General features: G+C 70.8%; 19 protein-coding genes. 8 read left to right on the forward strand and 11 right to left on the reverse strand.

All coding sequences use genetic code 11. The features are described 5' to 3' along the window. Positions 1 to 10: 10 nt before the first annotated feature. The 5 genes from LPC10_RS04415 to cobS form a co-directional block, all read right to left on the reverse strand. Positions 11 to 451, reverse strand: coding sequence for a hypothetical protein (locus LPC10_RS04415; protein ID WP_231345630.1), 441 nt, complete (start codon positions 449 to 451; stop codon positions 11 to 13). 216 nt (positions 452 to 667) lie between these two features. Further along, complete coding sequence (locus tag LPC10_RS04420; RefSeq protein ID WP_231345631.1) at positions 668 to 1,360, reverse strand: TIGR02281 family clan AA aspartic protease; 693 nt, start codon at positions 1,358 to 1,360, stop codon at positions 668 to 670. Next, complete coding sequence (locus tag LPC10_RS04425) at positions 1,360 to 1,569, reverse strand: DUF1289 domain-containing protein (RefSeq protein ID WP_231345632.1); 210 nt, start codon at positions 1,567 to 1,569, stop codon at positions 1,360 to 1,362. The genes LPC10_RS04420 and LPC10_RS04425 overlap by 1 nt, the downstream gene beginning before the upstream one ends. Positions 1,570 to 1,623: 54 nt before the next feature. Beyond that, complete coding sequence (locus LPC10_RS04430; protein ID WP_231345633.1) at positions 1,624 to 2,301, reverse strand: hypothetical protein; 678 nt, start codon at positions 2,299 to 2,301, stop codon at positions 1,624 to 1,626. A gap of 14 nt (positions 2,302 to 2,315) precedes the next feature. Then, positions 2,316 to 3,143, reverse strand: coding sequence for an adenosylcobinamide-GDP ribazoletransferase (gene cobS, locus LPC10_RS04435; RefSeq protein WP_231345634.1), 828 nt, complete (start codon positions 3,141 to 3,143; stop codon positions 2,316 to 2,318). A 169-nt stretch (positions 3,144 to 3,312) separates the two neighbouring features. Here cobS and cobT point away from each other — a divergent pair, with 169 nt between their 5' ends. Continuing rightward, positions 3,313 to 4,344 carry a nicotinate-nucleotide--dimethylbenzimidazole phosphoribosyltransferase gene (cobT, locus tag LPC10_RS04440; protein ID WP_231345635.1) on the forward strand — a complete coding sequence of 344 codons (1,032 nt, stop codon included), beginning with the start codon at positions 3,313 to 3,315 and terminating at the stop codon, positions 4,342 to 4,344. 230 nt (positions 4,345 to 4,574) lie between these two features. On the opposite strand, the gene LPC10_RS04445 is transcribed toward cobT, so the two are convergent. Further along, the gene (locus LPC10_RS04445; RefSeq protein ID WP_231345636.1) at positions 4,575 to 6,116 is read right to left on the reverse strand and encodes a HAMP domain-containing sensor histidine kinase; all 1,542 of its coding nucleotides are present in this window, start codon (positions 6,114 to 6,116) and stop codon (positions 4,575 to 4,577) included. Between the two features lie 323 nt (positions 6,117 to 6,439). Between LPC10_RS04445 and LPC10_RS04450 the strand changes: the two genes are divergently transcribed. From LPC10_RS04450 to LPC10_RS04460, 3 genes are all read left to right on the forward strand, one after another. Next, positions 6,440 to 6,895: a (2Fe-2S)-binding protein gene (locus LPC10_RS04450; protein ID WP_231345637.1), complete on the forward strand. Its 456-nt coding sequence runs from the start codon at positions 6,440 to 6,442 to the stop codon at positions 6,893 to 6,895. A 35-nt stretch (positions 6,896 to 6,930) separates the two neighbouring features. Continuing rightward, positions 6,931 to 9,126 (forward strand): xanthine dehydrogenase family protein molybdopterin-binding subunit, encoded by a 2,196-nt coding sequence (locus LPC10_RS04455; RefSeq protein WP_231345638.1) that lies wholly within the window; start codon positions 6,931 to 6,933, stop codon positions 9,124 to 9,126. Positions 9,127 to 9,839: 713 nt separating this feature from the next. Next, on the forward strand, positions 9,840 to 13,082 hold the full coding sequence (locus LPC10_RS04460; protein WP_231346961.1) for a GAF domain-containing protein: 3,243 nt from the start codon (positions 9,840 to 9,842) through the stop codon (positions 13,080 to 13,082). 88 nt (positions 13,083 to 13,170) lie between these two features. Here LPC10_RS04460 and LPC10_RS04465 read toward each other — a convergent pair whose 3' ends face one another. Continuing rightward, complete coding sequence (locus LPC10_RS04465) at positions 13,171 to 16,335, reverse strand: autotransporter domain-containing protein (RefSeq protein WP_231345639.1); 3,165 nt, start codon at positions 16,333 to 16,335, stop codon at positions 13,171 to 13,173. 182 nt (positions 16,336 to 16,517) lie between these two features. Then, the gene (locus LPC10_RS04470; RefSeq protein WP_231345640.1) at positions 16,518 to 17,750 is read right to left on the reverse strand and encodes an amidase; all 1,233 of its coding nucleotides are present in this window, start codon (positions 17,748 to 17,750) and stop codon (positions 16,518 to 16,520) included. Positions 17,751 to 17,863: 113 nt separating this feature from the next. Between LPC10_RS04470 and LPC10_RS04475 the strand changes: the two genes are divergently transcribed. The 4 genes from LPC10_RS04475 to LPC10_RS04490 all read left to right on the forward strand — a co-directional run bounded on the left by LPC10_RS04475 (position 17,864) and on the right by LPC10_RS04490 (position 21,167). Beyond that, a complete protein-coding gene (locus LPC10_RS04475; RefSeq protein WP_231346962.1) occupies positions 17,864 to 18,847 on the forward strand; it encodes an extensin family protein in 984 nt (327 codons plus the stop codon). A gap of 177 nt (positions 18,848 to 19,024) precedes the next feature. Further along, the gene (locus LPC10_RS04480) at positions 19,025 to 19,492 is read left to right on the forward strand and encodes a hypothetical protein (RefSeq protein ID WP_108938882.1); all 468 of its coding nucleotides are present in this window, start codon (positions 19,025 to 19,027) and stop codon (positions 19,490 to 19,492) included. A gap of 98 nt (positions 19,493 to 19,590) precedes the next feature. Then, complete coding sequence (locus LPC10_RS04485) at positions 19,591 to 20,265, forward strand: ribonuclease T2 (RefSeq protein ID WP_231345641.1); 675 nt, start codon at positions 19,591 to 19,593, stop codon at positions 20,263 to 20,265. Between the two features lie 53 nt (positions 20,266 to 20,318). Beyond that, positions 20,319 to 21,167 carry a 23S rRNA (adenine(2030)-N(6))-methyltransferase RlmJ gene (locus LPC10_RS04490; RefSeq protein WP_231346963.1) on the forward strand — a complete coding sequence of 283 codons (849 nt, stop codon included), beginning with the start codon at positions 20,319 to 20,321 and terminating at the stop codon, positions 21,165 to 21,167. A gap of 12 nt (positions 21,168 to 21,179) precedes the next feature. Here the strand turns inward: LPC10_RS04490 and LPC10_RS04495 are convergent, their stop codons facing one another. From LPC10_RS04495 to LPC10_RS04505, 3 genes are all read right to left on the reverse strand, one after another. Further along, a complete protein-coding gene (locus tag LPC10_RS04495; RefSeq protein WP_108938885.1) occupies positions 21,180 to 21,449 on the reverse strand; it encodes a hypothetical protein in 270 nt (89 codons plus the stop codon). A gap of 13 nt (positions 21,450 to 21,462) precedes the next feature. Next, positions 21,463 to 21,693: a hypothetical protein gene (locus LPC10_RS04500; protein WP_231345642.1), complete on the reverse strand. Its 231-nt coding sequence runs from the start codon at positions 21,691 to 21,693 to the stop codon at positions 21,463 to 21,465. Positions 21,694 to 21,793: 100 nt separating this feature from the next. Further along, on the reverse strand, positions 21,794 to 23,227 hold the full coding sequence (locus LPC10_RS04505) for an FAD-linked oxidase C-terminal domain-containing protein (RefSeq protein ID WP_231345643.1): 1,434 nt from the start codon (positions 23,225 to 23,227) through the stop codon (positions 21,794 to 21,796). Positions 23,228 to 23,469 lie beyond the last annotated feature (242 nt).

Raw genomic sequence — 23,469 nt, forward strand, 5'->3', positions numbered from 1 at the left:
GTGAAACAGATCAGGGTTCGCAGGCCAGCGCCTTCGCACCGACGGCGACGAACTGCGCCGCGGTCCGCAACTCATCGCTGATCCGCGGCGTGCGGGCCACCACGGTGGCCTCCCTCGCCAGCCGGTCGTTGCAGGCGCAGGTGGGCAGCCCCTGTCCCACCGGCGGCGAGCAGGCATCGTGGTGCATGCAGGCCCGGTCGAGGGCATCGACCGGAGGAAGTCCGGCGCCGCGGCTGCCGGGGCCACAATAATTGCCGTGAAAGACCAGGGCGCCTTGCGGCAGCCCGTTGCCGAGATCGGGCGGGTTCGGCGCCTCGATGGCGGGGGTCTCGACCACCGGCGCGGCGACGGATTGAGCGGAAGCCGCCGACGGCGCGAGCGCCAGAAGCGCAGCCGACAAACCGGCGGCCAGGGAAAGGCGCCGGATGGCGGGGAAGGCAGGAGTGGTCACGGTCCAAGTCTCTCCGTTTGATACGCTCCCCTCAAAGCCTTCCGCGGGCCGGGCCGATCGCCCGTTTGGGAAGGCTGAGCCGTTCAAACGATTTTTCCCTGACTGCGGTTCATTATTTCAGGCAAGAAACAAGCCAGGAGCTTGCTTTTAGAATCGAGCGCTCAGGCCGCTGCTTGCCGAGGCGATTGCGGAGGTGGGCGCCGTCGAGAGACGCGATCAGCGGCCGCGCAGGATCAGCCGGTCGCCGCGAACCTCGTAGGAAGGCAGCCGATCGAGGAAGCTCTGACCGAGCAGGTTGGTCGTCAGCGCGCCCGGCCGGCTTACCATCGCGTCGACGTTGCGCTCGGTGATCGGCCCGACGGTGATCGCGTCGAGCCGGATCGGCGCCGTCAGCGCGGTGCCGTTGGCCGTTGAGACGCGCTGGGTGAAGGCGCTTTCCGGCGGGCGGATGCCGAGCCGCTCGGCGGTCGCGGCGGTGAGCACGACGCTGCTCGCCCCCGTGTCGAAGACGAAGCGCTCCTCGGCGCCGCCATTCACCGTGGCCAGCACCGAGAAATCGCCGTCGGAGCGGCGGGTGATCGTCACCTCGCCACCGGGGCCGAGGACGGCGGTGCCGGGGCGCAGCGCCCCGACCACGTTGGCGCCGACCTGCTGCGCGTCGTTGCGGTAGGTGTAACCGATGACGATCACCGCGCCGATGGCGAGCCAGATCAGGATCGAGCTCACGGTCCTTCCCGGCATCGCGAGCGCCTGCCGCCAGCGCCCGGCGGTGAGCAGCAGCAGCAGCGCCGTCGCCGAGACGAGTCCGGCGACTTGATCCGAATCGAGCCCCATCACCGGGCCGCCATCGTGGTTGGCGATCAGGACGACGAGGCCGATCCCGAGGATGGCGAGGCCGGCCCACATCATCACACGCGGATCTCCCGCTGAGGGTAGGCCCGTCGCAACCGCTCGGGCAGCACCGCCATGACCGCCAGACGCTGCGGCTCGGAGAGCGAACCCCACAGCCCGATCTCCTCGCGCGTGCGGCCGCAGCCCTCGCACAGGCCGGTCACGGCATCGAGCACGCAGACCTTGGTGCAGGGTGAGGAGGGTTTGTTCGCAGGAGTCGCCAGCATCGTCCGTGCAGATGGGACGGAGCGGGGCCGTGAATCAAGGCCTGACCGGCAACCTCATGCCTCCCGCGGGTCGTCGGACGGGCTGCGCTTCAACCATTGGATCGGGTGGATGAGGATGCGCGTGCCCACATCGCCCTCCCACCGGGTCCGCAACCCTTGCGCTTCCATCGCCGCCACGATCTCGGCGGCGATGGCGGCCCTGGTGTCGTCGCGGTCGTCGAACGAGCCGAAGGCGAGGTAGAGCCCCTGGCCGAAGACGACCGCCTCGACATCCTGCCCGTGATAGAACACGAACCCGCGCGAGGCGCGCCCGCGCTCCTTGCGCCGGTGATAGACCTCGGCCGCGTCCGAGATCCCGTCGGAGCGGGTGTAGCCGGCGCAATGCAGCGCGATGATGCCGGCGGCGTCGAGTCTGTCGAAGGCGATGGCGAGACGGTCGAAATCCGTCTCCAGCGGCCAAGTCGCCTCGTCGGCCCGCTTGCGCGCGAAGGCGCGGGCCACTTCCGCCTCGACCCAGCGACGATCGTCGGCCGCGATCACGTCGGGGTTCAGATACGCGTCGAGGATCGTCTCGCGCGTCGAGGCCTCCGTCTCGAAGCCGCCGCGGGCCAGGATCTCGATCTGCTCGGCCGTGTCGGCCCGGTCGATCTTCTCGACGGGCGTATCGGAGGGCGTCCGGACCGGTGCCTCGGCCCGTCGGCCGGCAAGGAGTCGACGGAGGATCTTCAGCATCGTGCGGACCTCGCCTACGCCGTCGCAGCCACCAGAGCCAGCAGCACGGTGATCTCGCCGATCTGCTGGCAGGCGCCGACGACATCGCCGGTCTGGCCGCCGATCTTCCGCTCGGCGAGCGCGCTCAGGCCGAAGGCCGCGAGCGGTGCGAGGATCAGTGCGAGGACGAGGCCGAGCGCCGGCAGGCCGAGGGCGGCGGCGATCCCGGCCAGGATCAGGCAGAGCAGCCCGGCAATTCCGAGCGTGGCTCGGCTGGGCCGGCCGACCGCGGCACCCGCACCGCCGGGACGGGCGGGATCGAGGATCGCGAGAGGGATCAGCGCCACCGTCCGCGACAGGGCGGCGGCGAAGAGGAGCGCGGCCGCGGCGAGCGTGCCGGAGCGATCCAGCAGGGTCGCGAGCATCGCCGCCCGCAGCGCCAACCCGAGGAACAGCGCGGTGCCGCCATAGGCGCCGATGCGGCTGTCGCGCATGATTTCCAGGCTGCGCTCGCGGCTCTGCCCACCGCCGAACCCGTCGGCGACGTCGGCCAGGCCGTCCTCGTGCATGGCGCCGGTGATGAGCGCGAGGGCGACCAGCGCCAGGGCGGCGGCGACGAACGGCCCGAGCCGGATCTCCCAGGCGAGCACCAGCACCAGGGCGGCGGGCACCGCGATCAGCAGCCCGGCGAGCGGCAGCACCCGGGGCACGGTGCGGAAATCCGGTGCGGCATAGGGCGCCGGCTCGTCGGGCAGGGGCGGGATCGGCAGGCGGGTGAAGAAGCGAAGGCAGGCGGCGAGGTCGTAGACCCAGTCCGCGCCGGGAAAGGGCGGTCCGGGATCGCGGCCGCTGCGCTCGATCATTCCGTCCCCCTTCGTCCGGCCGCCTGGACCCGCGGGCCCATCCGCTTTTATAGCGCCGGGAGCCTCCTGCCTGCTACGCGGCGCCGTCGTCTATCCGGTGGCAATTCCCGCGCCGATCGGGCGACCTCCTTTCGCGGTGGCCCCGCCCCCGACGCGCACGAGATCTCCCATGACCTCAGACCAAGCCGCCTCCCCCTTCGCCGACATCCGCCGCCTGCTGACCGAGATGCCCGGCCCGGACGGGGACGCGGTCGCCGCGATTCGCGCGCGCGACGCGCAGCTCACCAAGCCGCCGGGGTCGCTCGGGCGGCTCGAAGGGTTCGTGGAGTGGCTCGGGGCGTGGCAGGGCAAGGCCAAGCCTACCCTCGACCGGCCTATGGTCTGCGTCTTCGCCGGCAGCCACGGCGTGGTGGAGCGCGGCGTCTCGGCCTTCCCGGCCGCGGTCAACCGCCAGATGCTCGAGAATTTCGCCGCCGGGGGCGCGGCGATCAACCAGCTCTGCGCCGCCTACGGCCTCGGCTTCCGGGTGTTCGACCTCGCCGTCGATCTGCCGACCGGCGACATCTGCTCCGGCCCGGCGCTGGACGAGAAGGGCTGCGTGGCCACCATGGCCTTCGGCATGGAGGCGGTGGCCGCGGGCACCGATTGCCTCGCGGTCGGCGAGATGGGCATCGGCAACACCACGGTCGCGGCGGCGATCTACGCCGCGCTCTACGGCGGCGAGGCCGAGCACTGGGTCGGACGCGGCACCGGGCTCGACGCGGCCGGCCTGGCCCGCAAGGCGCAGGCCGTGCGCCTGGCGCTCGAGACCCACAAGGATCATCTGAGCGACCCGTTGGGGGTGCTGGCGCGCCTCGGCGGCCGCGAGATCGCGGCAATGGCCGGCGCCATCCTCGCCGCGCGGCTGCAGCGGGTGCCGGTGGTGCTCGACGGTTACGTGGCCACCGCCGCGGCCGCCGTGCTGCACTCTGCCGACCCGCACGCCCTCGACCATTGCCTCGCCGGCCATCGTTCGGCGGAAGGCGCGCATGGCGAGGTGCTGGAGCGGCTCGGCCTCACGCCCGTCCTCTCGCTCGACATGCGGCTGGGCGAAGCCTCGGGCGCGGCGCTGGCCCTCGGCCTGTTGAAGGGCGCGCTCGCCTGCCACCGCGACATGGCGACGTTCGAGCAGGCGGGGGTTTCGGGCAAGAGCGCGGACTAGACGTCTTTTCAGTCGAGGGGCTTGGCAAACTCATCCCCCTCAGGCCGAGGTGCCGAGCCAAGGCTCGGCCTCGAAGCACGGCCGAACGGTCGATCCCGAACAGCGATCCTGTCGCGTCGGTCTGGCAGGAGAAGCGTCGCGGCGTGCTTCGAGGCTGCTGCACCGCTCATCAGCTTGAGGACCGTGGTGACTGGCTGAACCGGTTGGTCGAACAGTGGCCGAAACCTCCGTCAGGCCGCCCGCGCGCGCTTGGCCGGCCCCGTCTCGGCCGGGACCCTCTCGGCACCGAGATTCATGGCGGGCAGAGTGTCCATGCCGCGGCTGGCCGGGAAGGTGACGATCACCTCGGTGCCCTCGCGGGGCTTCGACTTGAGCTGGAAGCCGCCGCCGTGGAGGTCGATCAGGCCCTTCACGATCGGCAGCCCCAGGCCCGAGCCCTGCTCGGCGGTCTTGATCGCGAGCGAGCCGCGCCCGAACGAGGACATCACCGTGCCGAGTTCGTCCTCGGGAATGCCGGGGCCGGAATCCTTGACGCTGACATACTGCCCGCCCGACGAGGTCCATCCGACCTTGATCGTGATCTCGCCGCCGGGCGGGGTGAACTTCACCGCATTCGAGAGCAGGTTGAGCACGATCTGGCGCAGCGCCCGCTCGTCCGCCCAGAGACGGGGCAGGGAATCGTCGATGAGGCTCGTGAAGGTCTGACCCTTGCTGCGGGCGCGCAGGGTCATCATGTGGCGGCACTCCTCGACCGTGTGGGCGAGCTGCACCGCCTCCTCGCTCAGGTCGTAGCGCCCGGCCTCGATACGCGAGAGATCGAGGATCTCGTTGATGAGGTTCAGCAGGTGCATCCCGCTGTCGTGGATGTCGGTGGCGTATTCCCGGTAGGCCGGGGCAGTGTGGGCGCCGAACACCTCGTTCTTCATCACCTCCGAGAAGCCGAGGATGGCGTTGAGCGGCGTGCGCAGCTCGTGGCTCATGGTGGCGAGGAAGCGGGACTTGGCGAGGTTGGCTTCCTCCGCCCGCCGCCGCGCCTCGTCGGAATTGGCCTTGGCCTGTTCGAGTTCGGCGAAGATCGCGTCCTTCTCCGCTCGTGACTGCAGGGTGCCGACGGCGGAGGCGTAGAGGCGGCGCGCGAGGCCCGCGAAGAAGACTTGGCTCGCCACCGTCATCGCGACGAGGAGCATCGTGTCCATGTCGCGGGAGAAGATCAGCAGCGACAGGGCCGCCAGCATCAGCGGAAGCAGGCCGGACAGGGCGGCGACCGGCACGGTCGCGGCGAGCATCGTCGTCACCGCCGCGACGATGACGAGGCCAAACAGCGCGAGGGTATGGGAATCGGGAACGCCGACGAGGAGCAGCATCGCCCAGGCGAGGCTCTGGCCGAACTCGGCGGCGATGAAGAGGCGCCCCCAGCGCTTGAGGGGCAGGCTCTCCGGCGCCTGCCGAAGGAAGCGGCGGCTCAGGAGCAGCATCATCGCTGTGGCGGCCAGCGCTCCGGCCGCCCAGAACGCCGCGGTCACGGCCGGCACCCAGATCGAGGAGGCCCCCGCGACCACCAGTGCCAGCACCAGAAGCGGGATGCCCGCACCCACCCGGTACTGGGCGTAAAGGCGCAGCAGTTCGTAGTCGAAGGCCCGTTCCAGGCCGCTCGTCGAGGTCAGCCGCTCCCGGGCCGAACGCATGTCCCGCGCGATGCCGCGGCGCTTGGCCACCTCCTGCGAGGAGGGACCGCGTCCGCGCTGAACCATCTCCGCGGTAAGGTCGGCCATAACAGTCGAGATCGCCAATCGGGAGCGGAATGCGGGGACCGGTCGTGGTCTTGCGGCGCACGGGGCAAGGTGGAGTGCCCACAGCCTGCCCCCGAACCGTTAAGAAGCGGCTTCGACAGTCCCGCGAATTGCACCGATCCGAGCAGCGCCACCCCCATTTCGTATTCAGGTGCGCTACCGCACATCAGAAACGGACGCCCGAGATCAGAATCGGAACGATTCCAAGTGACGTCTCGAAGTGCGGCTCCCGAAGCGCCTCCCCCGGCGGGACGTTGGCTGCGAGTCCGGACGCTTCGCGCCCACGTCGTTCCCGGAGTGCGCCCATGCTGACCCTCAACCTGAACGGCGTGGTCCGGGAGGTCGATGCCGACCCCGACATGCCCCTGCTCTGGGTGATCCGCGACCGGCTCGACATGACCGGCACCAAGTATGGCTGCGGCATCGCCCAGTGCGGCGCCTGCACCGTGCATGTCGATGGCCAGCCGGTGCGCTCGTGCCAGACCCGCATCGGCGATGTGGGTGAGGCCAAGGTCACGACAATCGAGGGCGTCCAGGGCAAGGTGGCCGACGCGGTGAAGGCGGCGTGGCGCGGCCTCGACGTGGTCCAGTGCGGCTACTGCCAGTCCGGCCAGATCATGTCGGCCATCGGCCTGCTCACCGACAACCCGAAGCCCAGCGACGCCGACATCGACGGCGCCATGGACGGCAATGTCTGCCGCTGCGGCACCTATCAACGCATCCGCGCCGCCATCCACGAAGCCGCCCGCTCGCTCGCCTGAGCCGCCTCGCAATCCACCGCATACAGGAGCCTGGCATGCTCAAGCCCGATCTCACCGCTGCGCCCGTCGCCTCGCGGCGCGCCTTCCTCACCGGCGCGGCGGCGGGGGCCGTGCTGCTCGCCTTCCGCCTCGACCTGAAGGGCGCCCGCGCCGCGGAAGGCTCGGACGCGCTGTCCAAGGCCCCGGCCCAGCCCAACGCCTTCGTGCGCATCGCCGCCGACGACACCGTCACGGTGATGATCAAGCACCTCGACATGGGCCAGGGCAACACGACCGGGCTGGCCACCATCCTCGCCGACGAACTCGACGCGGATTGGAGCCAGATGCGCGTCGCCTTCGCGCCGGCCGATGCCAAGCTCTACGCCAACCTTCTGATGGGCCCGGTCCAGGGCACGGGCGGCTCGACGGCGATCGCCAATTCCTGGTTCCAGCTCCGCAAGGCGGGGGCGGCCGCCCGCGCCATGCTGGTTTCGGCGGCGGCCGATCAATGGGGCGTGCCGGCTGCTGAGATCACCGTTGCGAAGGGCCTCATCAGCCATCAATCCGGCAAGCAGGCCCGCTTCGGCGCGTTCGCCGAGGCTGCCGCGGCCAAGCCGGTGCCGCAGGAACCGCGCCTGAAGGCGCCGGCCGAGTGGACGCTGATCGGTCAGCGCGTGCCGCGCATCGACTCGATCGCGAAGACCGACGGAACCGCGATCTACTCCCTCGACATCCGCCGCCCCGGCCAAGTGACGGCGCTGGTCGCCCACCCGCCGCGCTTCGGCGCCGCGGTGAAGGCGGTCGATGCGGAAGCCGCACAGGGCGTGCCCGGCGTGGTCGGCATCGTCACGATCCCGACCGGCGTGGCGGTGATCGCCCGCGACACCTGGAGCGCGATGAAGGCTCGCGAGGCCCTCAAGATCACCTGGGACGATTCCGCCGCCGAGACCCGTTCGTCGGACGCGATCCTCGCCGAGTACCGCGAGACCGCCAAGACTCCCGGCCTCGTCGCTTCGCAAGCCGGCGACCCCGACGGCGCGATCAAAGGATCGGCGAAGGTGCTGGAGGCGGAATTCGCCTTCCCCTACCTCGCGCACGCGGCGATGGAGCCCCTGAACGCCACGATCCAGCGGGCGGCGGACGGCAGCTACGACGTCTATGCCGGATGCCAGATCCAGACCGTCGAGCAGGCGGTGCTGGCCGCCACGCTGGGCGTCACCACCGACAAGGTCCGGCTGCACACCCAATGGGCCGGCGGCTCGTTCGGCCGGCGCGCGACCCCGGGCGCCGACTACTTCGCCGAGGCCGCCGCGATCGTGAAGGCCTGGGACGGCAAGGCGCCGGTCCACCTCGTCTGGACTCGTGAGGACGACATGGCCGGCGGCTATTACCGCCCGCAGGTCTTCCACACGGTCAAGGCAGGCTTGAACGAGAAGGGGCAGATCACCGGCTGGCGCCACACCATGGTCGGCAAGTCGATCATGATCGGCTCGCCCTTCGAGGCGATGCTGGTGAAGAACGGGATCGATTCCACCACCGTCGAGGGCGCCTCCGATACGCCCTATGCGCTCCCCGCCTACCGGTTCGAGGTGCACAACGCCCGCGAGGGCGTGCCGGTGCTGTGGTGGCGCTCGGTCGGCCACACCCACACCGCCCACGTGATGGAGGTGTTCATCGACGAACTGGCGCATGCGGCCGGCGCCGATCCGGTCGCCTACCGGCTCTCCCTGCTGACCCGCGCCCCGCGCCTGTCCGGCGTGCTGCGTCTGGCCGCCGACAAGGCGGGCTGGAGCCGGAAGCCTGGCGAGAAGGGCCGAGGCCTCGGCGTCGCCGTGCACGAATCCTTCGGCTCCTACGTGGCGATGGTGGCCGACGTGACGGCCGGCGATTCGAGCGTGCGGGTCAACCGCATCGTCGCGGCGGTCGATGTCGGCGTGGCGGTGAATCCGGACATCATCCGCGCCCAGGTCGAGGGGGCGGTGGGCTTTGCCCTGTCGGCGGTCCTGCGCAACCGCATCACCCTCAAGGACGGCGTGGTGCAGGAGCGGAACTTCGACAGCTACCAGCCGACCCGCATCTCCGAGATGCCGCGCGTCGAGGTCCACATCGTGCCCTCCGAGGTCGCGCCCACCGGCATCGGCGAGCCCGGCGTGCCGGTGCTGGCGCCGGCCATCGCCAACGCGGTCTTCGCCGCGACGGGTCAGCGGCTGCGCGCGCTGCCGCTCGATCTCTCGGCCCTGCGCGGCGCGTAGTCGATCCGGCCCGTTCGCGGGTCCGTCCGCGCCCGCGCGGACGGTGGCTTCGCGCTGGGGCCGGGCGGGGTGAAAGCGGATCGGGCGCGACCGTCCGGCCAGACGCTCGGCCTACCCTTGCGTGCTTTACAACCGTATCAGAGTGCCCCTTAGGTTGAACCCATCGAGCCACAGCGGAGTGTGGGATGGGTGCGAAGACGGATCCGCCCGAGCGGCCGTCGTCTCCCGGCACGGCGAACCGGCTGCCTCGCGAGGACGATTGGGCCGAAACGCCGCTCGGCCCGATCGAGACGTGGCCGGTTTCGCTGCGGTCGGCTGCCGGGCTCGTGAACGATCTGGGCGCACCGGCGGCCCTGGCCTGGGGCCCGGCCCTGACGATCCTGTGCAACGACGCCTTCCGGGCGCTGGTCGGCCCCGTCCCGGTCGGACGCGCCTTCCCCACCCTCGCGCGCACCGGACATGACGCGGAGAGGCTGGCCCTCCTCCTCCGGCAGGCCGGGTCCGGCGACGCGATCACCGTCGCCGGCCTCGTCCTCGGCACGGAGCTGTCCGGTGCGGGGCTCACGCTCTGTCTCAGCCCGGTCCGCGATCTGGGCGGCGGAGCGGCAGGGGTCCTGGTGCTCGTCACCGGAACCGGGGCAACGGTTACGGAGGGCCGTCGCAAGACGCCGCTCCGGGCCGGCGCGGCGACGGACAGCGCCCTGTTCCAGACGATGGGACAGGGCTTCTGCGAGCTCGAACTCGAGCGTGATGAAGAGGGCCGTGCCGTCGATTTCCGCTTCGTCGCGCTCAATCCCGCCTTCGAGCGGCTGATCGGCCTCCCGGCGGCGCAGGCGCGCGGGCGGCGGGCGCGCGAGGTGGTGCCGGATCTCGATCCCTGGTGGGTTCAGACCTACGAGCGGATCGCCGCCGCGGGCATGCCGGCACGGTTGGAGCATACCGACACGAAGGGGCGCTGGTTCGAGATCTCGGTCTCCCCGCAGGCGAACGATCGGCTGCTGGTCCTCTACGACGACATCACCAAGCGCAAAGCGGCCGAGACGGCCCTGCGGGATCGCGAGGAGCGGCACGCGTTCCTCCTGGCGCTGAGCGACGCGATACGCACGCTGACCGATCCGGCCACGATTCAGAACGAGGCCTGCCGATTGCTCGGCGAGCGGCTGGATGTCGACCGAGCCTACTACGTCGCCATCGACGAGGCCGCCGGAACCGCGCGGGTCGCTTGGGACCACCTTCGCGGCGACGCGCGCTCGATCGCCGGCGAACACCCCATCGCGGATTTCGCATGGTCGGTCGACATCCTCCGCCGCGGTCATTGCCATGTCGTGGCCGACACGCAGACTTCGGCCGCGGTCCCGCCGGCGCACCGTGCGGGCTTGGCGGCTCTCGGGATCGCGGCCTGCCTGGGGGCACCGCTCATCAAGAACGGCCGCCTGGTCGGCGCGCTCTGCGTCACGCAGGCGATCCCGCGGGATTGGACGGAGACCGATGTCGGGTTGCTGCGCGACGTCGCCGAGCGGATCTGGTCGGCGGTCCAGCGCGGACGGGCGGAGGCGGACATCCGGCGCAAGAACGCGGTGCTCGAAGGGATCAACCGCATCTTCCGCGAAGCGCTGGCCGCACGCACGGAGGAGGAGCTCGGCCGCGTCTGCCTCGCGGTCGCCGAGGACGTGACGCAGAGCGCCTTCAGTTTCATGGGCGAGATCAACCACGGGAGCGGCCAGTTCGACGAAGTCTCCATCAGCGATCGCGGCTGGCACCACTTCGCGATCGACGATCCTGCCTTCCCGAAGGGCGTGCCTCCGAAAGGACTTAAGCTCCACGGCCTCTACGGCCGCGTGCTGAAGGACGGCAGCAGCCTCATCGCCAACGATCCGCAGGCGCATCCCGACCGGATCGGCACGCCGAAGGGGCATCCGCCGCTCAAGGCCTTCCTCGGCGTGCCGTTGAAGCGAGATGGGCGAACCGTAGGGATGATCGGCCTCGGCAACCGGGAGGGCGGCTTCAGACCGGAGGATCGGGAGGCTGCCGAGGCGCTGGCGCCGGCCATCCTCCAGGCGCTGCTGAGCCGGCGGACCGCCGACACCCTGCGCGACAGCGAGGAGCGGTTCCGCAACCTGACCGAACTCGTGCCGAGCTTTCTCTGGCACATGGATCGCGAAGGGAAGATCACCGTCGCGAACCAGCAATGGTACGACTACACCGGCCTGACGCCCGACCAGGTGCAGGACGGCGGCTGGGTCGCCGCCCTCCATCCGGACGATCAGGACGAGACGTGGCAGGTGTTCGGCGAGGCCCTCGCCACCGGCCGCGCCCTGGAGCGGCAGCAGCGCATCCGCCGCCGGGACGGGACCTACCGCTGGTTCCTGATCCGCCATGCCCCGGCCCGAGACGCGGAGGACCGGATCGGGCGCTGGTTCGGTGCGGCCACCGACATCCACGACCAGTATCTCGCAGCCGAGCACCTGCGGGCGGAGGAGGCGCGCCATGCCTTCCTGCTCGACCTCGCCGACCGGCTGCAGGGCCAGACCGATCCCGTGGCGACCCTGCGCGTCGCCGTCGAGACGCTCGGCCCTCATCTCGGCCTCAGCCGGGCCGGCTATGCGCGCGTCTACGCCGACGGCGAGATCCTCGAACGGCAAGTCCGCTACAGCGCGGTCGAGGAGCCGCATCTCGGGCCGCTGCGCATCCGGGATTTCGGCGAGAGCTTTCGCGACCGGTGCCACCGGGGCGAGACGATCATCGTGGACGACACCCGCGCGCTCCGGAATCCCGAATTCTACAGGAAGGTGGACATCGGCAGCCTGCTGGCGGTGCCCCTGGTGCGCGACGGCCAGTTGCGCGCCCTGTTCTTTCTCGACGACCGCAAGCCACGGGCGTGGTCACGCGCCGAGGTGGCGTTGGCCGAGGACGTGGCCGCCCGGACTTGGGATGCGGCCGAGCGTGCCCAGGCCGAGACGGAGCTGCGCGCCAGCGAAGCCCGGCAGCGCGCCCTGGTCGAGGGCATTCCCCAACTCGTCTGGCGGGCGGATCAGGCCGGCGGCTGGAGTTGGGCGAGCCCGCAATGGTACGCCTATACCGGCCAGACCGAGGCCGAGAGCGGCGGCTCCGGCTGGCTCGACGCGCTCCACCCCGACGACCGCACCCGGGCACAGGAGGCCTGGAACGGAACCGACCCGGCCAGCGCCCTCACCGTCGATTACCGCATCCGCCACGCCGCGGAGGATCGCTACCGCTGGTTCCAGAACCGGGCGCTGCCCGTATGCGGGGAGAGCGGCATCGTCGAATGGTTCGGCACCTCCACCGACATCGACGACCTGCGCCGGCTCCAGGAGCAGCAGGGCGTCATGGTGGCCGAGCTGCAGCACCGCACCCGCAATCTCATCACGGTGGTGCGCTCTCTGGCCGAGCAGACCATGGCCGGGAGCACCTCCATGGAGGTGTTCCGCAGCCGCTTCTACGGTCGGCTCGCGGTGCTCTCGCGCGTGCAGGGCCTGCTCTCCCGCTCGACTCTCGAACCGATCACCCTGCACACCCTCATCAGCACCGAACTCGATGCCCTGGGCGCCTGGGAGGCGGCGGAGCGCATCGTCCTCGAAGGCCCGCCCGTGCGGTTGCGCAAGGCGACGGTGCAGACCTTCGCGCTCGCCCTGCACGAACTCGCCACCAATGCGCGCAAGTACGGTGCGCTCGCCGACCGCGCCGGGCGGCTGAGCGTGACGTGGCACACCTACACCGAGGGCGAGCGGGCGCGGCTGATCCTGCACTGGCACGAGACCGGGTTCCAACGCTCCGCCGAGGAGACCATTCCGCAGCGGCGTGGCTACGGCCGCGAGTTGATCGAGAAAGCCCTGCCCTACTCGCTGGATGCGCGCACCCGCTACGAGTTGAGCGGGACCGCCCTGCACTGCATCATCGATCTGCCGCTGACCGAGCGGCACAAGCCGAGCCGATAACGCAGCCGCCGCTTCGTGGGAAAGGGCCCGGATCGAGCATCCGGGCCGCGCGCATCGGCTTCGGGGACCGCAGCCTCGGGGACTGCGCTCACCAACGGTAGGTGAAGCCTCCCTTGACGGCATGGTCCTGGGCGCGGGCGCCGACCTGACCGGTATAGGCCAGGCCGAGCGTCGCGCTGGCCGAGACCCGCAGATCGAGGCCGGCATTCGCCACCAGGGCGTCACGGTCGATCGGCATGCCGGCGCTCACGAAGGAGGCGCCCCCCTGGAAGGCGAGCAGGGCGGTCGGGATCACGTCGCCGAAGGCACGGCGGTAACCGACGAGGCCGTGAGCCGTGACCGGGGCGCCGAAGCCGAGATCGAGCAGGGTCTGGGCACGCAGGCCCACGGTCGCCGTGCCGACGCCATTGTCGCGGCCGAGCCCGCGCAGGGCCGCGGCCCCGCCGGTCTCGAGGAAGCGATCCTGACCGATATGGACGTAGGCGCCGCCGACGAAGGGCTCGATGTAGGACAGCGGCGTCGGGATCGCACCGTCCGGAGACAGGACCGCCCCCGGCGCCGCGAGCGCGAAGCGGTAGCCGAGTTCGCCGAAGCCCTGGATCGTCCGGCCGCCGTAGCGGGCGGTCTCGGTCTCGGAGAGGCCGGGCAGGGTCACGCTGCGGCGGGTGCGCAGGCTGTTCTCGGCGTAGACCGCGCCGAGGCGCAGGGCCACCGCCCCGAACTCGGTGCCGCCATAGACGCCGCCGAAGGCGCTCTCGATCTCGCCCGTCTGCAGGCGTCCGGCCGTGTCGAGGTTCGTGCGGCTGTAGCCGCCCGCGACGCCGATCCGGACGCCATTCTCGAGCCGCAGATCCGCCCCGAGCGCGAAGCCGGCGGTCTGGCGGGTCAGCCCCGCGGCGTTGCCGTCGCTGCGGGCGTCGCCGAAGCTGCCGAAGCCCTGCCCCCACAGGCCGAACACCCGCGGATCGAGGGTCGCAACGGCCATCGGCGCGGAACGGCCTGGCAGGTCGGCGGTGTAGGTCACCGGCACGGTGCCGGACGAGGCCGGCATGGTGCCGCGGCGCAGCCGGTCGAGCAGGGTCTCGCGCACGAAATAAGCGGCCTCGAAAGCGGCCGAGGTCGTGCTCGCATGGATGTCGCCGGCCAGCCCGGCGAAGGCGCCGGACGCCTGTGCGCGGCTCAGGCCGACGACGCGGTCGTTGAGGATCGAGCCGGTCGCGGCGTCGAGCCCGGCCGCGGCGGTAGCCTCGTTGCGGGTCCGGCCGAAGGCCGCGAACGGCGTGCCGTTGCGCGCGATCGTCAGGTCGACGGTGCGGCCGGTGTAATCGAGGCCGCTCACCAGGAAGGCGTAGTCCGGTCCGCGGACGTCGTCGAACCGGCCGGTCACCGCGCTCGCGGTGAGGATGCTGTAGCGCCCGGTCGGGTTGACGACTCCGTCGAGCGGCGCGAGCGCGACGGTGCCGCCGAGAACCGCCTGCCCCGTCACTGCGACGCGATCGGCGGCGTTGCCGGACCCGGTCTCGATCCGGAGTGTCGAGCCGGGGGCGAAGCGGACCTCGCCCGCCACCGTCAGCGTCCCGAGCGGACCGCCCTGGCCGCCGCCGGGGCTGACCGTGCCGCCGCTCTGGGCCAGGAGCCCGCCGACGATGCCGGCGCCGCCGAGCACGCCGCCCGAGGCCAAGGTGGCGCGGCCGGCCACCGCGCCGTCGGCGATGAGGGTGCCGGTGTTGCCGATGGTGACGTCGGTGGCGACCCGGTCGCGCGGATCGAGCTGGAGCGTGCCGGTGACGTTCCCGAAATAGGTGGAGGCCGCGTAGAGGTCGATGCGGGTCCAGTAGCTCAGCGGCGTGCCGTAGAAGGCGGCGAGCGCCTCGGCCTGGGTGTTGACGAGGATCTGGTTGATCGTGCCCGTCTGCAGGCTGGCCGTGAGCCCGCCCGCCGGGGCGATCCGCTGTGCGGCGGCGCTGCTTCCGCCGTAGAGCGGCGCGAGCAGGATCGAGGCGTCGGGGCCGTTGGCCGGCGCCGCCTCGCGCGGGGCTTGCGCGAAGGTGAGCGTCGGCAACCCATAGCTCAGGCGCTGGCGATAGAGCGCCGCATTGGCCTCGGTGACCAGATACGGGTTGCCGGCGGTGTTGGCGGCGCTCTGCGCGCAGGCCGCAACGGTGGTGCCGCACTGGGCCGCGAGGTAGCCCTGGATCTGCGCCGAGGCCTGGGTGAACAGGCTCGGCATATCGAGCGCTGTGCCCGTGGTCGCGGCGTTGTCGCGATACATCGGGTTAGTGAGCGCCTGCGCGACGTCGTAGCTCGCCAGCGCCCGGCCGGCGATCACGTCGAGGGGATAATGCACGCCGAGCACCACGCGGCTGTCGCCGTACTCGGCGCCGCGGGCGAGCATGCCCTGGTATTGCTGCGGCACCAGCATCGCCTGGAGGATGCTCGTGGTGAAGCCGTAGGTGGTGTGGCCGCTCGGGAAGGCCGGGTTGGTGGTGATGCCGGCGAGCGCAGTCGGATCGAAGGCGACGTAGCGGCCCGGCGCCACCTGCGCGGGTCGCGAATTGCCGTAGACGTTCTGGCCCGGCTGGGTGTTGGTGACGCCGTAGGCGAGATCGTAGACGCTGCTGGTGAGGCTGGGCAGGCCGTTGGCGGTCGGCAGCGTGAAGCCGGCCGGGGCGACCGCCGGAACCGCGACGTAGTTGGCCGGCGTCACCGCCGGATTGTTGGCCGCACCGTTGGCGAGGTAGTTCTTGGCGACCGCCGAATCCGAGCCGGTGAAGCCGTTCGCCCGGACGATCAACTCGACCACGCGGCCGAGCGGACCGGCAGTGCCGGCGGCGGTGCCCTGCTGGTAGAGCGTACCGAGCCGCGGCCCGAGCCCGCCGACGGTCTGCTGCGGAACGATGCCGTTGACCGGTCTCTGCGCCGGCAGGCCACCTGCAAGATTGCCGCCGGCGCCGTAGGTGCCGAGGCCGGACGAGGCGAGGTTGTTGGTTGCCGAGCCGAGGATGAGCTTGTCCGAGATGGCGCGCTGCTGCCGCGGGAGGTCGGCGGCGTTGTTGAGCGAGACGCCCTGATCGAGGTTGCGCGTCAGGGTCGCGCGCCCGGCCTCGCTGGCGTTGAGCGACAGGAACGGCCCGAGCAGGTTGAGGACGTTGGCGTTGGCCCCTGTGATGTTGGCCGTCTGCGCCTGCGCCGCCGTCGCACCGAAGGCGCCGACGAGCAGGGCCGCGAGTGAGACGCTGCTTGCGTACCGCATGACTTGTTCTCCGGTGTCCGAATCGGCGGAACCGCCGCAGGGACCCTTGAACAAGCAGCTCGGCGACGCTTATTCATAATCGTGTCATATTGATCTTTGATGGCTTCGTGGCAACTGCGCAACACATGGTCGATAACAAAATAAGGCCGGGATTATCAGTAAATTTGCCAGCTCAATATTTGCTATGCCGTCGCCAGCGCTCCTTCGATTGCCCGCGCGACGGCAAGCGCACGCCCGTCGTCGCCGAAGCGGGCGATCACCTGCACGCCGAGCGGCAGGCCGTCGCCCGGCACCGGCACGTGGACGCAGGGCACGCCCATCAGCGTCCAGAGACGGTTGAAGCGCGCATCCCCCGTCGAGCCGAGCCCGTGCGGGGCACGGCCGATGCTGGACACCGTGAGGATCGCGTCGACATCCGAGAACAGCTCCTTCAGCAGACGGCGCGCCTGGTGCGCCTCGCGGCGGGCGGCGTCGTAGTCGGCCGCGCTGAGATCCTGCGCCCGGTCGAGCTGGCCGCGCAGGACCGGCGGCAGGGCGTCGCGGTGCTCGGCATATTCCCAGGCGAGCGCTTGGCGCGCCTCGAAATCCTGCACGGTCGGGTGCGCGGCCCAGGCCCGCGCGAAGGGCTCCGGCAGGACGAGATCGCGCACCGACGCCCCGGCCCGCTCGGCGGCGCGGGCGGTCCGCTCGAGGGCTGCGAGGGCGTCGGCGTCGGGGCTGCCGGCGAAATCTTGGAGGCACAGGGCGAGGCGCGGGCGCTCCGTTGCCGCCGTCTCGATGCCTGGCCGGTCCGCGATCAGGGCCAGCGCATGGGCGATGTCGGCGACCGACGCGCCGAACAGGCCCACCGTATCGAGCGCCCAGGAGAAGGTTTTGACGCCCACCGTCGGCAGCAGCCGGAACGAGGGCTTGATCGCCGCCACTCCGCAGAAAGCCGCCGGGCGGATCACCGAGCCGCCGGTCTGGGTGCCGAGCGCCAGCGGCAGCATCCCGGCGGCGACTGAGGCGGCCGAGCCCGAGGAGGAGCCGCCCGGCGTGTGGCCGGGATCGTGCGGGTTCACGGTGGCGGCGGGATCGAGGCCGGCAAAGGCCGTGGTCGCGGTCTTGGCGAGCGGCACCGCGCCGAGCGCCCGCAGCCGCGACACGATCGCCGCGTCCGCCCTCGGCCGCCAGCCGGCATGGATCGGCGAGCCGTACTCGGTCGCCATGTCGGCGGTGTCGATGATGTCCTTGATGCCCACCGCGATGCCGGCGAGCGGCCCGGTGTCAGGCACCGCCGCCTCGGGCGCGGTGCGCAGCACGGCGCCGATGCGGCCATCACGCGCGGCGATCCGTTCGCGCGCCGCGCGAACCGCATCCGCGGCGGAGAGGGTGCCGTCGGCGATGCGGGCGCGGATGTCGAGCAGCGATATCATGCATCTTCGAGTCACCGCCCGTCACCCATCTGTCAACAGCGCTCCACATGGGGGCAGGCGCGAGGCAGCATCGTTAGCGGCTCGTTTACGCGACGATGCGCATCGTCGCGTCCATGTGGCGTAAAGCGTTAGCGTTCTCGGCCCTGGTGCTGTTCGGCGCGGGGCTCACGGGCTGTGCGATCAACCGGTTCGAACGCCGGGAGGCATGGCGCGACCAAGCCGAACAGATGTGCATCGCCCGCAAGCTGGTGCAGCCGACGGCCTATGTCTCGCTCGCCAAGGAGATCGACGGTCCCGGCCCCTGCGGCATGCAGCAGCCCTTCCGGGTGACGCGGCTCGGCGGCGGCACGGTGGCACTCAAGCAGCGCATGACGCTGGCCTGCCCAGCGCTGGCCGAGGCCGAGGCGTGGCTCGCCGACACGATCCAGCCGGCCGCCAATCTCTATTTCGGCGTACCGGTGGCCGAGATCAACGCGGGCTCCTATTCCTGCCGCGGCCGCAACAACCAGGTCGGCGCCAAGCTCTCCGAACATTCCTTCGGCAACGCGCTCGACATCATGTCCTTCACGCTCGCCGACGGCCACGTCATCACCGTCAAGGGCGGCTGGCGCGGCACCGAGGCCGAGCAGGCTTTTCTGCGCGAAGTCTTCGTGGGAGCCTGCGCCCGGTTCTCGACCGTTCTGGCGCCGGGCTCCAACGTGTTCCACTACGACCACATCCACGTCGATCTGGCGATGCACGACCCGCGCGGCCTGCGACGCGTGTGCAAGCCGCTGCTGAAGTTCGAGTCGCAGCTCAACGCCGCCAACGGCTCGCCGCGTCCGCTGGCCTCGCCGCGCCCGCCCGCGCGCCAGACGATGCCGACTCAGGCGCCGATCGACGTCGAGGAGGACGATCCCTACGGCGTCGCCCCCACCTCCTCGCGTACCACCGGCACGCGGGTCGCCCGCGCCCCGGCCGCTCCCGCGCCGACCGCCTACGCCGCCGCACCGGCACCCCGGCGCGCCCCGGTCCCGGCACACGACGCGGCCTACGCGCCGCTGTCGCTGGCCGCGCCCCAGGTCTCGGATCACGCCCCGGACGAGCCGATCTATTAATCCGTCCAGGGTGTGCCCGGCACACCCCAGGCCGGCCCAAAAGCGGCGCCCGCGCCCGGTCGAAGCTTGACTTGAGCCAAGCGCGGCGCATCGTCTTTCGCCCATCCGGTGCCCGCCGCGACACGCCCTGCGAGGGCGGGCGTCGCGCGGTACCCTCAACAGGCGGATCAGAGCGGCATGCGCCCGAACCTTCCCCTCGCCGTCCTGGCGCTCGGCCTCTTCACGGCATCGTCCGTGCTGCCGGCGCTCGCCCGCTCCGGCCGCGAGGAGATCTCGCCGGCCGAGGAGCAGACCTTCCCCTACGACGCCGACATTCCCGGCTGCCAGGACACCGGCGTTCTGGAAAAGGTCTCGACCCAGTTCGCCGAGAAGGAGGCGAAGTTCTGGAACTCGTCCCTGACGATCGTCTCCTATGAGCGGATCGAGCGCACGGCGTGGCGGCCCTACGGCGTCGACTTCATCCCGCGCCGCTACTGCTCGGCGCTGGCCACCACCTCGGACGGGGTGCGGCGCAAGGTCGATTACTCGGTGCGCGAGAGCCTCGGCATCATTGGCTCGACCTGGGGCGTCGATTTCTGCGTCCACGGCCTCGACCGCAACAACGCCTACGCCTACGCCACTGCCTGCCGGATGGCCCGGCCCTGATCGATGGTTGAGAAAGGTGGGCGGGCGGCGGACACACGCTTGACTTGTACTCCGCCCCCGGCATCGTCCTGAGACGTCCCGCGCCCCGAGTCCCGTCCATGCCCCGCCTCCGCCGCCTCGCTGCCCTGGCCCTCGGCCTCACCCTGGCCTCCGGAGCGCAGGCACAGGATTTCGGCGGCTTTCGCCGCGGGGCTGAGCCCGGCTCGTTCGACTTCTACGTGTTGGCGCTGTCGTGGTCGCCGACCTATTGCGACGGTGAGGGCGCGCGTCGCGACCGCAATGGGCAATGCGCACCGGGCCGCGGCCTCGGCTTCGTGGTGCACGGGCTGTGGCCGCAATTCGAGCGCGGCTATCCCTCGAACTGCTCGGCGGTGGAGCGCCCGCTGACCCGCAGCGCGGTCGAGGCCGCGGGCGAGATCATGCCGAGCGAGGGGCTCGCCCGCCACGAGTGGCGCACCCACGGCACCTGCTCCGGGCTCGATCCGGTCGCTTATTTCAAGGCGGTGAAGACGGCCCGCGAGGCGGTGACGATCCCCGAGGCCTTCGTGAAGCCGCAGGGCGACATGCGGGCCGCCCCAATCGAGATCGCCCGGCAATTCGTGATGGCCAACAAGGGCCTGCGTCCGGACATGATGTCGGTGACCTGCCGCCGCGGGCAGTTGCAGGAGGTGCGGATCTGCTTCTCGAAGGATCTGCGCGGCTTCACCCCCTGCCCCGAGGTCGCGCGCCAGAATTGCCGCGCGGGCGAGGTTTCGGTCGAGGCGGCGCGCTGACGCGGGCGCGACTTTCCTGTTAAGCGCGGTCCTCAGACAGCGAGGACCATGCCCTGAACTACCGCCACGCCTTCCACGCCGGCAATTTCGCGGACGTACTCAAGCACCTCGTGCTGACGCGCGTGCTCGTGCATCTCTGCGCCAAGGACAAACCGTTCCGAGCGATCGACACCCATGCGGGCCTCGGCGTCTACGATCTCGAGGCGGACGAAGCCGGGCGCACCGGCGAATGGCGTGACGGCTTCGGCCGGCTCGACGCGCCGTTCGAACCGGAGGTCGAGGCCCTGCTCGCGCCCTACCGGGCGGCGGTCGCGGCGGTGAAGGCGCGCTTCGGCCCCACCACCTATCCCGGCTCGCCCGCGATCATTCGCGAGCATCTGCGCGCGGGCGACAAAGGCGTGTTCGTGGAGTTGCATCCGGCCGACGCGCAGACGCTGGCGCAGCGCTACGCCAGCGATTCCCGCACCAAGGTGATGCATCTCGACGGCTGGACCGCCCTCAACGCGCTGATCCCACCGCCGGAGCGCCGCGGCCTCGTGCTGATCGACCCGCCCTATGAGGAGCGCGGCGAGATCGACCGGCTGGGCGCGCACCTGTTGAAGGCCGCGCGGAAGTGGCCGACCGGGACATATCTCGGCTGGTACCCGATCAAGGACGTCGCCGGGATCGACCGCATGGCGGCGGCACTCGACCAGGGACTGGAGCGGCCGGCGCTTCGTCTGGACCTGATGATCGAGCGGCCCGACGATCCGACGCGGCTGACCGGCACCGGCCTCGTCGTCATCAATCCACCCTGGATGCTGACGAGGGAGGCGGAACTGTTCCTGCCGGCCCTGGCGGAGCGGCTGGCCCGCAGCGGCTACGGCGCCTTCCGCTGCGAGCGGCTCGGGCCGAAAGGGTGAGAACCCGCCCGCTCAGTGCAGGGTCCCCTCTCCCGGCTCGGCCGGATCATCCGCCGCGTCGATCGCCTCGGCGAAGGGGAATTCCAGGACCACCTCACCCGCCTCGTCGGTGACGACGAGGATGGCCGCGACGAGACGCGGGTCACCGCCCTCGTCCTCCAGGCTCGCCCGGATCGTCGCCCGCGCCACCCGCCACGCCTGATCGGGATCGCGCAGCTCCACGCCGTCCTCGTCGGTGAGCGTGTCGGCGGCGATGCGGGTGTGGAAGAAGTAGCGCGGCACGGGGGAGGCTCGCTTACTTGGCCGGAGCGGGCTGCGCGTTCTGTCCGCCCGCCTTGTCCTTCTTGTTGGCCTCGTGGTGGCCGATCACGCAACCCGCGGCGGCACCGGCCTTGCCGTGGCCGGCCATGCTTCCCGCCGCACCGCCGACGACGGCGCCCTTAAGGCAGCCCTTGGCCTCGGCCGGGCCGGCGAGAACCGCGACGCCGAGGGCAAGGACGGCCGCTGTGAGAACCGGATTCTTCATCGCTTGAGCCTCTCATGAAAGCATCGCCCGGAAACCGAGGTCCGGGCCGATGCGAGCGGGTGAGACGCCAACCAGCCGCCGATCGCATCCGTTCCGTCGGTCAGGCCGCGACCCGGCCTTCGAGCGGGAACACCTTGGCCGGGTTCATCAGCCAGGCCGGATCGAACACATTGCGCACCCGCATCTGCTGTTCGAGGTCAGCTTGCGCGTACTGGAAGCGCATCAGCTCGCGCTTCTCGATGCCGACGCCGTGCTCGCCGGTGAGGCAGCCGCCGACCTCGACGCAGAGCTTGAGGATCGCGTCGCCCGCGGCCTCCGCCTTCTGCAGCTCGCCCGGCGTGTTGATGTCGAACAGGATCAGCGGGTGCAGGTTGCCGTCACCGGCATGGAACACGTTGGCGACGCGCAGGCCCTTCTCGGCGCAGATCGCCTCGATCCGCTCCAGCACATGGCCGAGCTGGCCGGTGGGGATCGTGCCATCCATGCAGATGTAGTCGGAGATGCGGCCGGTTGCGCCGAAGGCGGACTTGCGGCCCTTCCAGATCGCGGCGGATTCGGCCTCCGACTTCGAGACGCGGATGCTGGTCGGGTTGAAGCGCGCGGCAATGGCCTCGATCCGGGCCAGCATGTCGGTGCATTCCTCGTCCGAGCCCTCGACCTCGATGATCAGCATCGCGGCGGCGTCACGCGGGTAGCCGGCTCCCGAAAAATCGTCGGTGATGAGGATCGCCTCGCGGTCCATGTACTCGATGGCGACGGGGATAATGCCCGCCGCGATGATCGCCGCGGTGCAGGCGCCGGCATCCTCGACCGAGGAGAAGCCGACCAGCGCGGGCCGGGCGCCTTCGGCCGCGCGCAGGATGCGCACGGTCGCCTCGGTGACGATGCCGAGCTGCCCTTCCGAGCCGCAGATCAGGCCGAGCAGGTCGTAGCCGGGCGCATCGAGATGCTCGCCGCCGAGCTCGACCACGGTGCCGTCGTTGGTCACCAGCGTCACGCCCATGAGGTTGTTCGTGGTCACGCCGTATTTCAGGCAATGCGCCCCGCCGGAATTCATGGCGATGTTGCCGGCGATGGTGCAGGCGAGCTGGCTCGACGGATCGGGGGCGTAGAAGAAGCCCTCGTGCGCCACGGCCCCCGAGATCGCGAGATTGGTGATTCCGGCCTCGACCCGAGCGGTCCGGTTGGCGAAATCGAGATCGAGGATGCGCGTCATCTTGCCCACCCCGAGAATGATCGCGTCTTCCTGTGCGATGGCGCCGCCGGCGAGCGACGTGCCGGCGCCGCGCGGCACCACCCGCACGCCGTTGGCGTGGCAGAAGGCCATCACCGCCGAGACCTCCGCCGTCGTCGAGGGCAGCACCACGGCGAGCGGCATCTTGCGGTAGGCGGTGAGCCCGTCGGTCTCGAAGGCGCGGCGCTCGTCCTCCGTCGTCACCAGGGCTTCCGGCGCGACCAGCGCGGACAGCCCCTCGATGATCGTGTCGCGGCGGGCGACGACATCCGCATCCGGTGCGGGGAAGGCGATCGACATGGCCGGCATCTCCTCCAGAAATGGGTTCGGCGTCTTCGCTCGGACGCGCGTTGTCGGACTGGGCTCACTTCGACTGTGCGTCCGCGCTGGTCGGTCATCCACAGGTGCCCTACAGGGCCTTCAGCCCCGCTTCAGCCGCCTGATCCCAGTTTTACCCGGACGACGCCGACAGCGCATTCTAGCCGAAACACGTTCGAGACGCACAAGTGGTTCCTGCCGACCCATGCAGCCACCGAAAGGAG

This window comes from Methylorubrum sp. B1-46 (assembly GCF_021117295.1).
In the GTDB taxonomy this organism is placed as follows: Bacteria; Pseudomonadota; Alphaproteobacteria; order Rhizobiales; family Beijerinckiaceae; genus Methylobacterium.

Excerpts from the sequence above, each read along its gene's own strand:
- LPC10_RS04465 (WP_231345639.1), bottom strand. The coding sequence starts at position 16,335 with ATGCGGTACGCAAGCAGCGTCTCACTCGCGGCCCTGCTCGTCGGCGCC.
- LPC10_RS04470 (WP_231345640.1), bottom strand. The coding sequence starts at position 17,750 with ATGATATCGCTGCTCGACATCCGCGCCCGCATCGCCGACGGCACCCTC.
- LPC10_RS04475 (WP_231346962.1), top strand. The coding sequence starts at position 17,864 with ATGTGGCGTAAAGCGTTAGCGTTCTCGGCCCTGGTGCTGTTCGGCGCG.
- LPC10_RS04480 (WP_108938882.1), top strand. The coding sequence starts at position 19,025 with ATGCGCCCGAACCTTCCCCTCGCCGTCCTGGCGCTCGGCCTCTTCACG.
- LPC10_RS04430 (WP_231345633.1), bottom strand. The coding sequence starts at position 2,301 with ATGCTGAAGATCCTCCGTCGACTCCTTGCCGGCCGACGGGCCGAGGCA.
- LPC10_RS04420 (WP_231345631.1), bottom strand. The coding sequence starts at position 1,360 with ATGATGTGGGCCGGCCTCGCCATCCTCGGGATCGGCCTCGTCGTCCTG.
- cobS (WP_231345634.1), bottom strand. The coding sequence starts at position 3,143 with ATGATCGAGCGCAGCGGCCGCGATCCCGGACCGCCCTTTCCCGGCGCG.
- LPC10_RS04485 (WP_231345641.1), top strand. The coding sequence starts at position 19,591 with ATGCCCCGCCTCCGCCGCCTCGCTGCCCTGGCCCTCGGCCTCACCCTG.
- LPC10_RS04455 (WP_231345638.1), top strand. The coding sequence starts at position 6,931 with ATGCTCAAGCCCGATCTCACCGCTGCGCCCGTCGCCTCGCGGCGCGCC.
- LPC10_RS04445 (WP_231345636.1), bottom strand. The coding sequence starts at position 6,116 with ATGGCCGACCTTACCGCGGAGATGGTTCAGCGCGGACGCGGTCCCTCC.
- cobT (WP_231345635.1), top strand. The coding sequence starts at position 3,313 with ATGACCTCAGACCAAGCCGCCTCCCCCTTCGCCGACATCCGCCGCCTG.
- LPC10_RS04425 (WP_231345632.1), bottom strand. The coding sequence starts at position 1,569 with ATGCTGGCGACTCCTGCGAACAAACCCTCCTCACCCTGCACCAAGGTC.
- LPC10_RS04460 (WP_231346961.1), top strand. The coding sequence starts at position 9,840 with ATGGGACAGGGCTTCTGCGAGCTCGAACTCGAGCGTGATGAAGAGGGC.
- LPC10_RS04505 (WP_231345643.1), bottom strand. The coding sequence starts at position 23,227 with ATGTCGATCGCCTTCCCCGCACCGGATGCGGATGTCGTCGCCCGCCGC.
- LPC10_RS04450 (WP_231345637.1), top strand. The coding sequence starts at position 6,440 with ATGCTGACCCTCAACCTGAACGGCGTGGTCCGGGAGGTCGATGCCGAC.
- LPC10_RS04500 (WP_231345642.1), bottom strand. The coding sequence starts at position 21,693 with ATGAAGAATCCGGTTCTCACAGCGGCCGTCCTTGCCCTCGGCGTCGCG.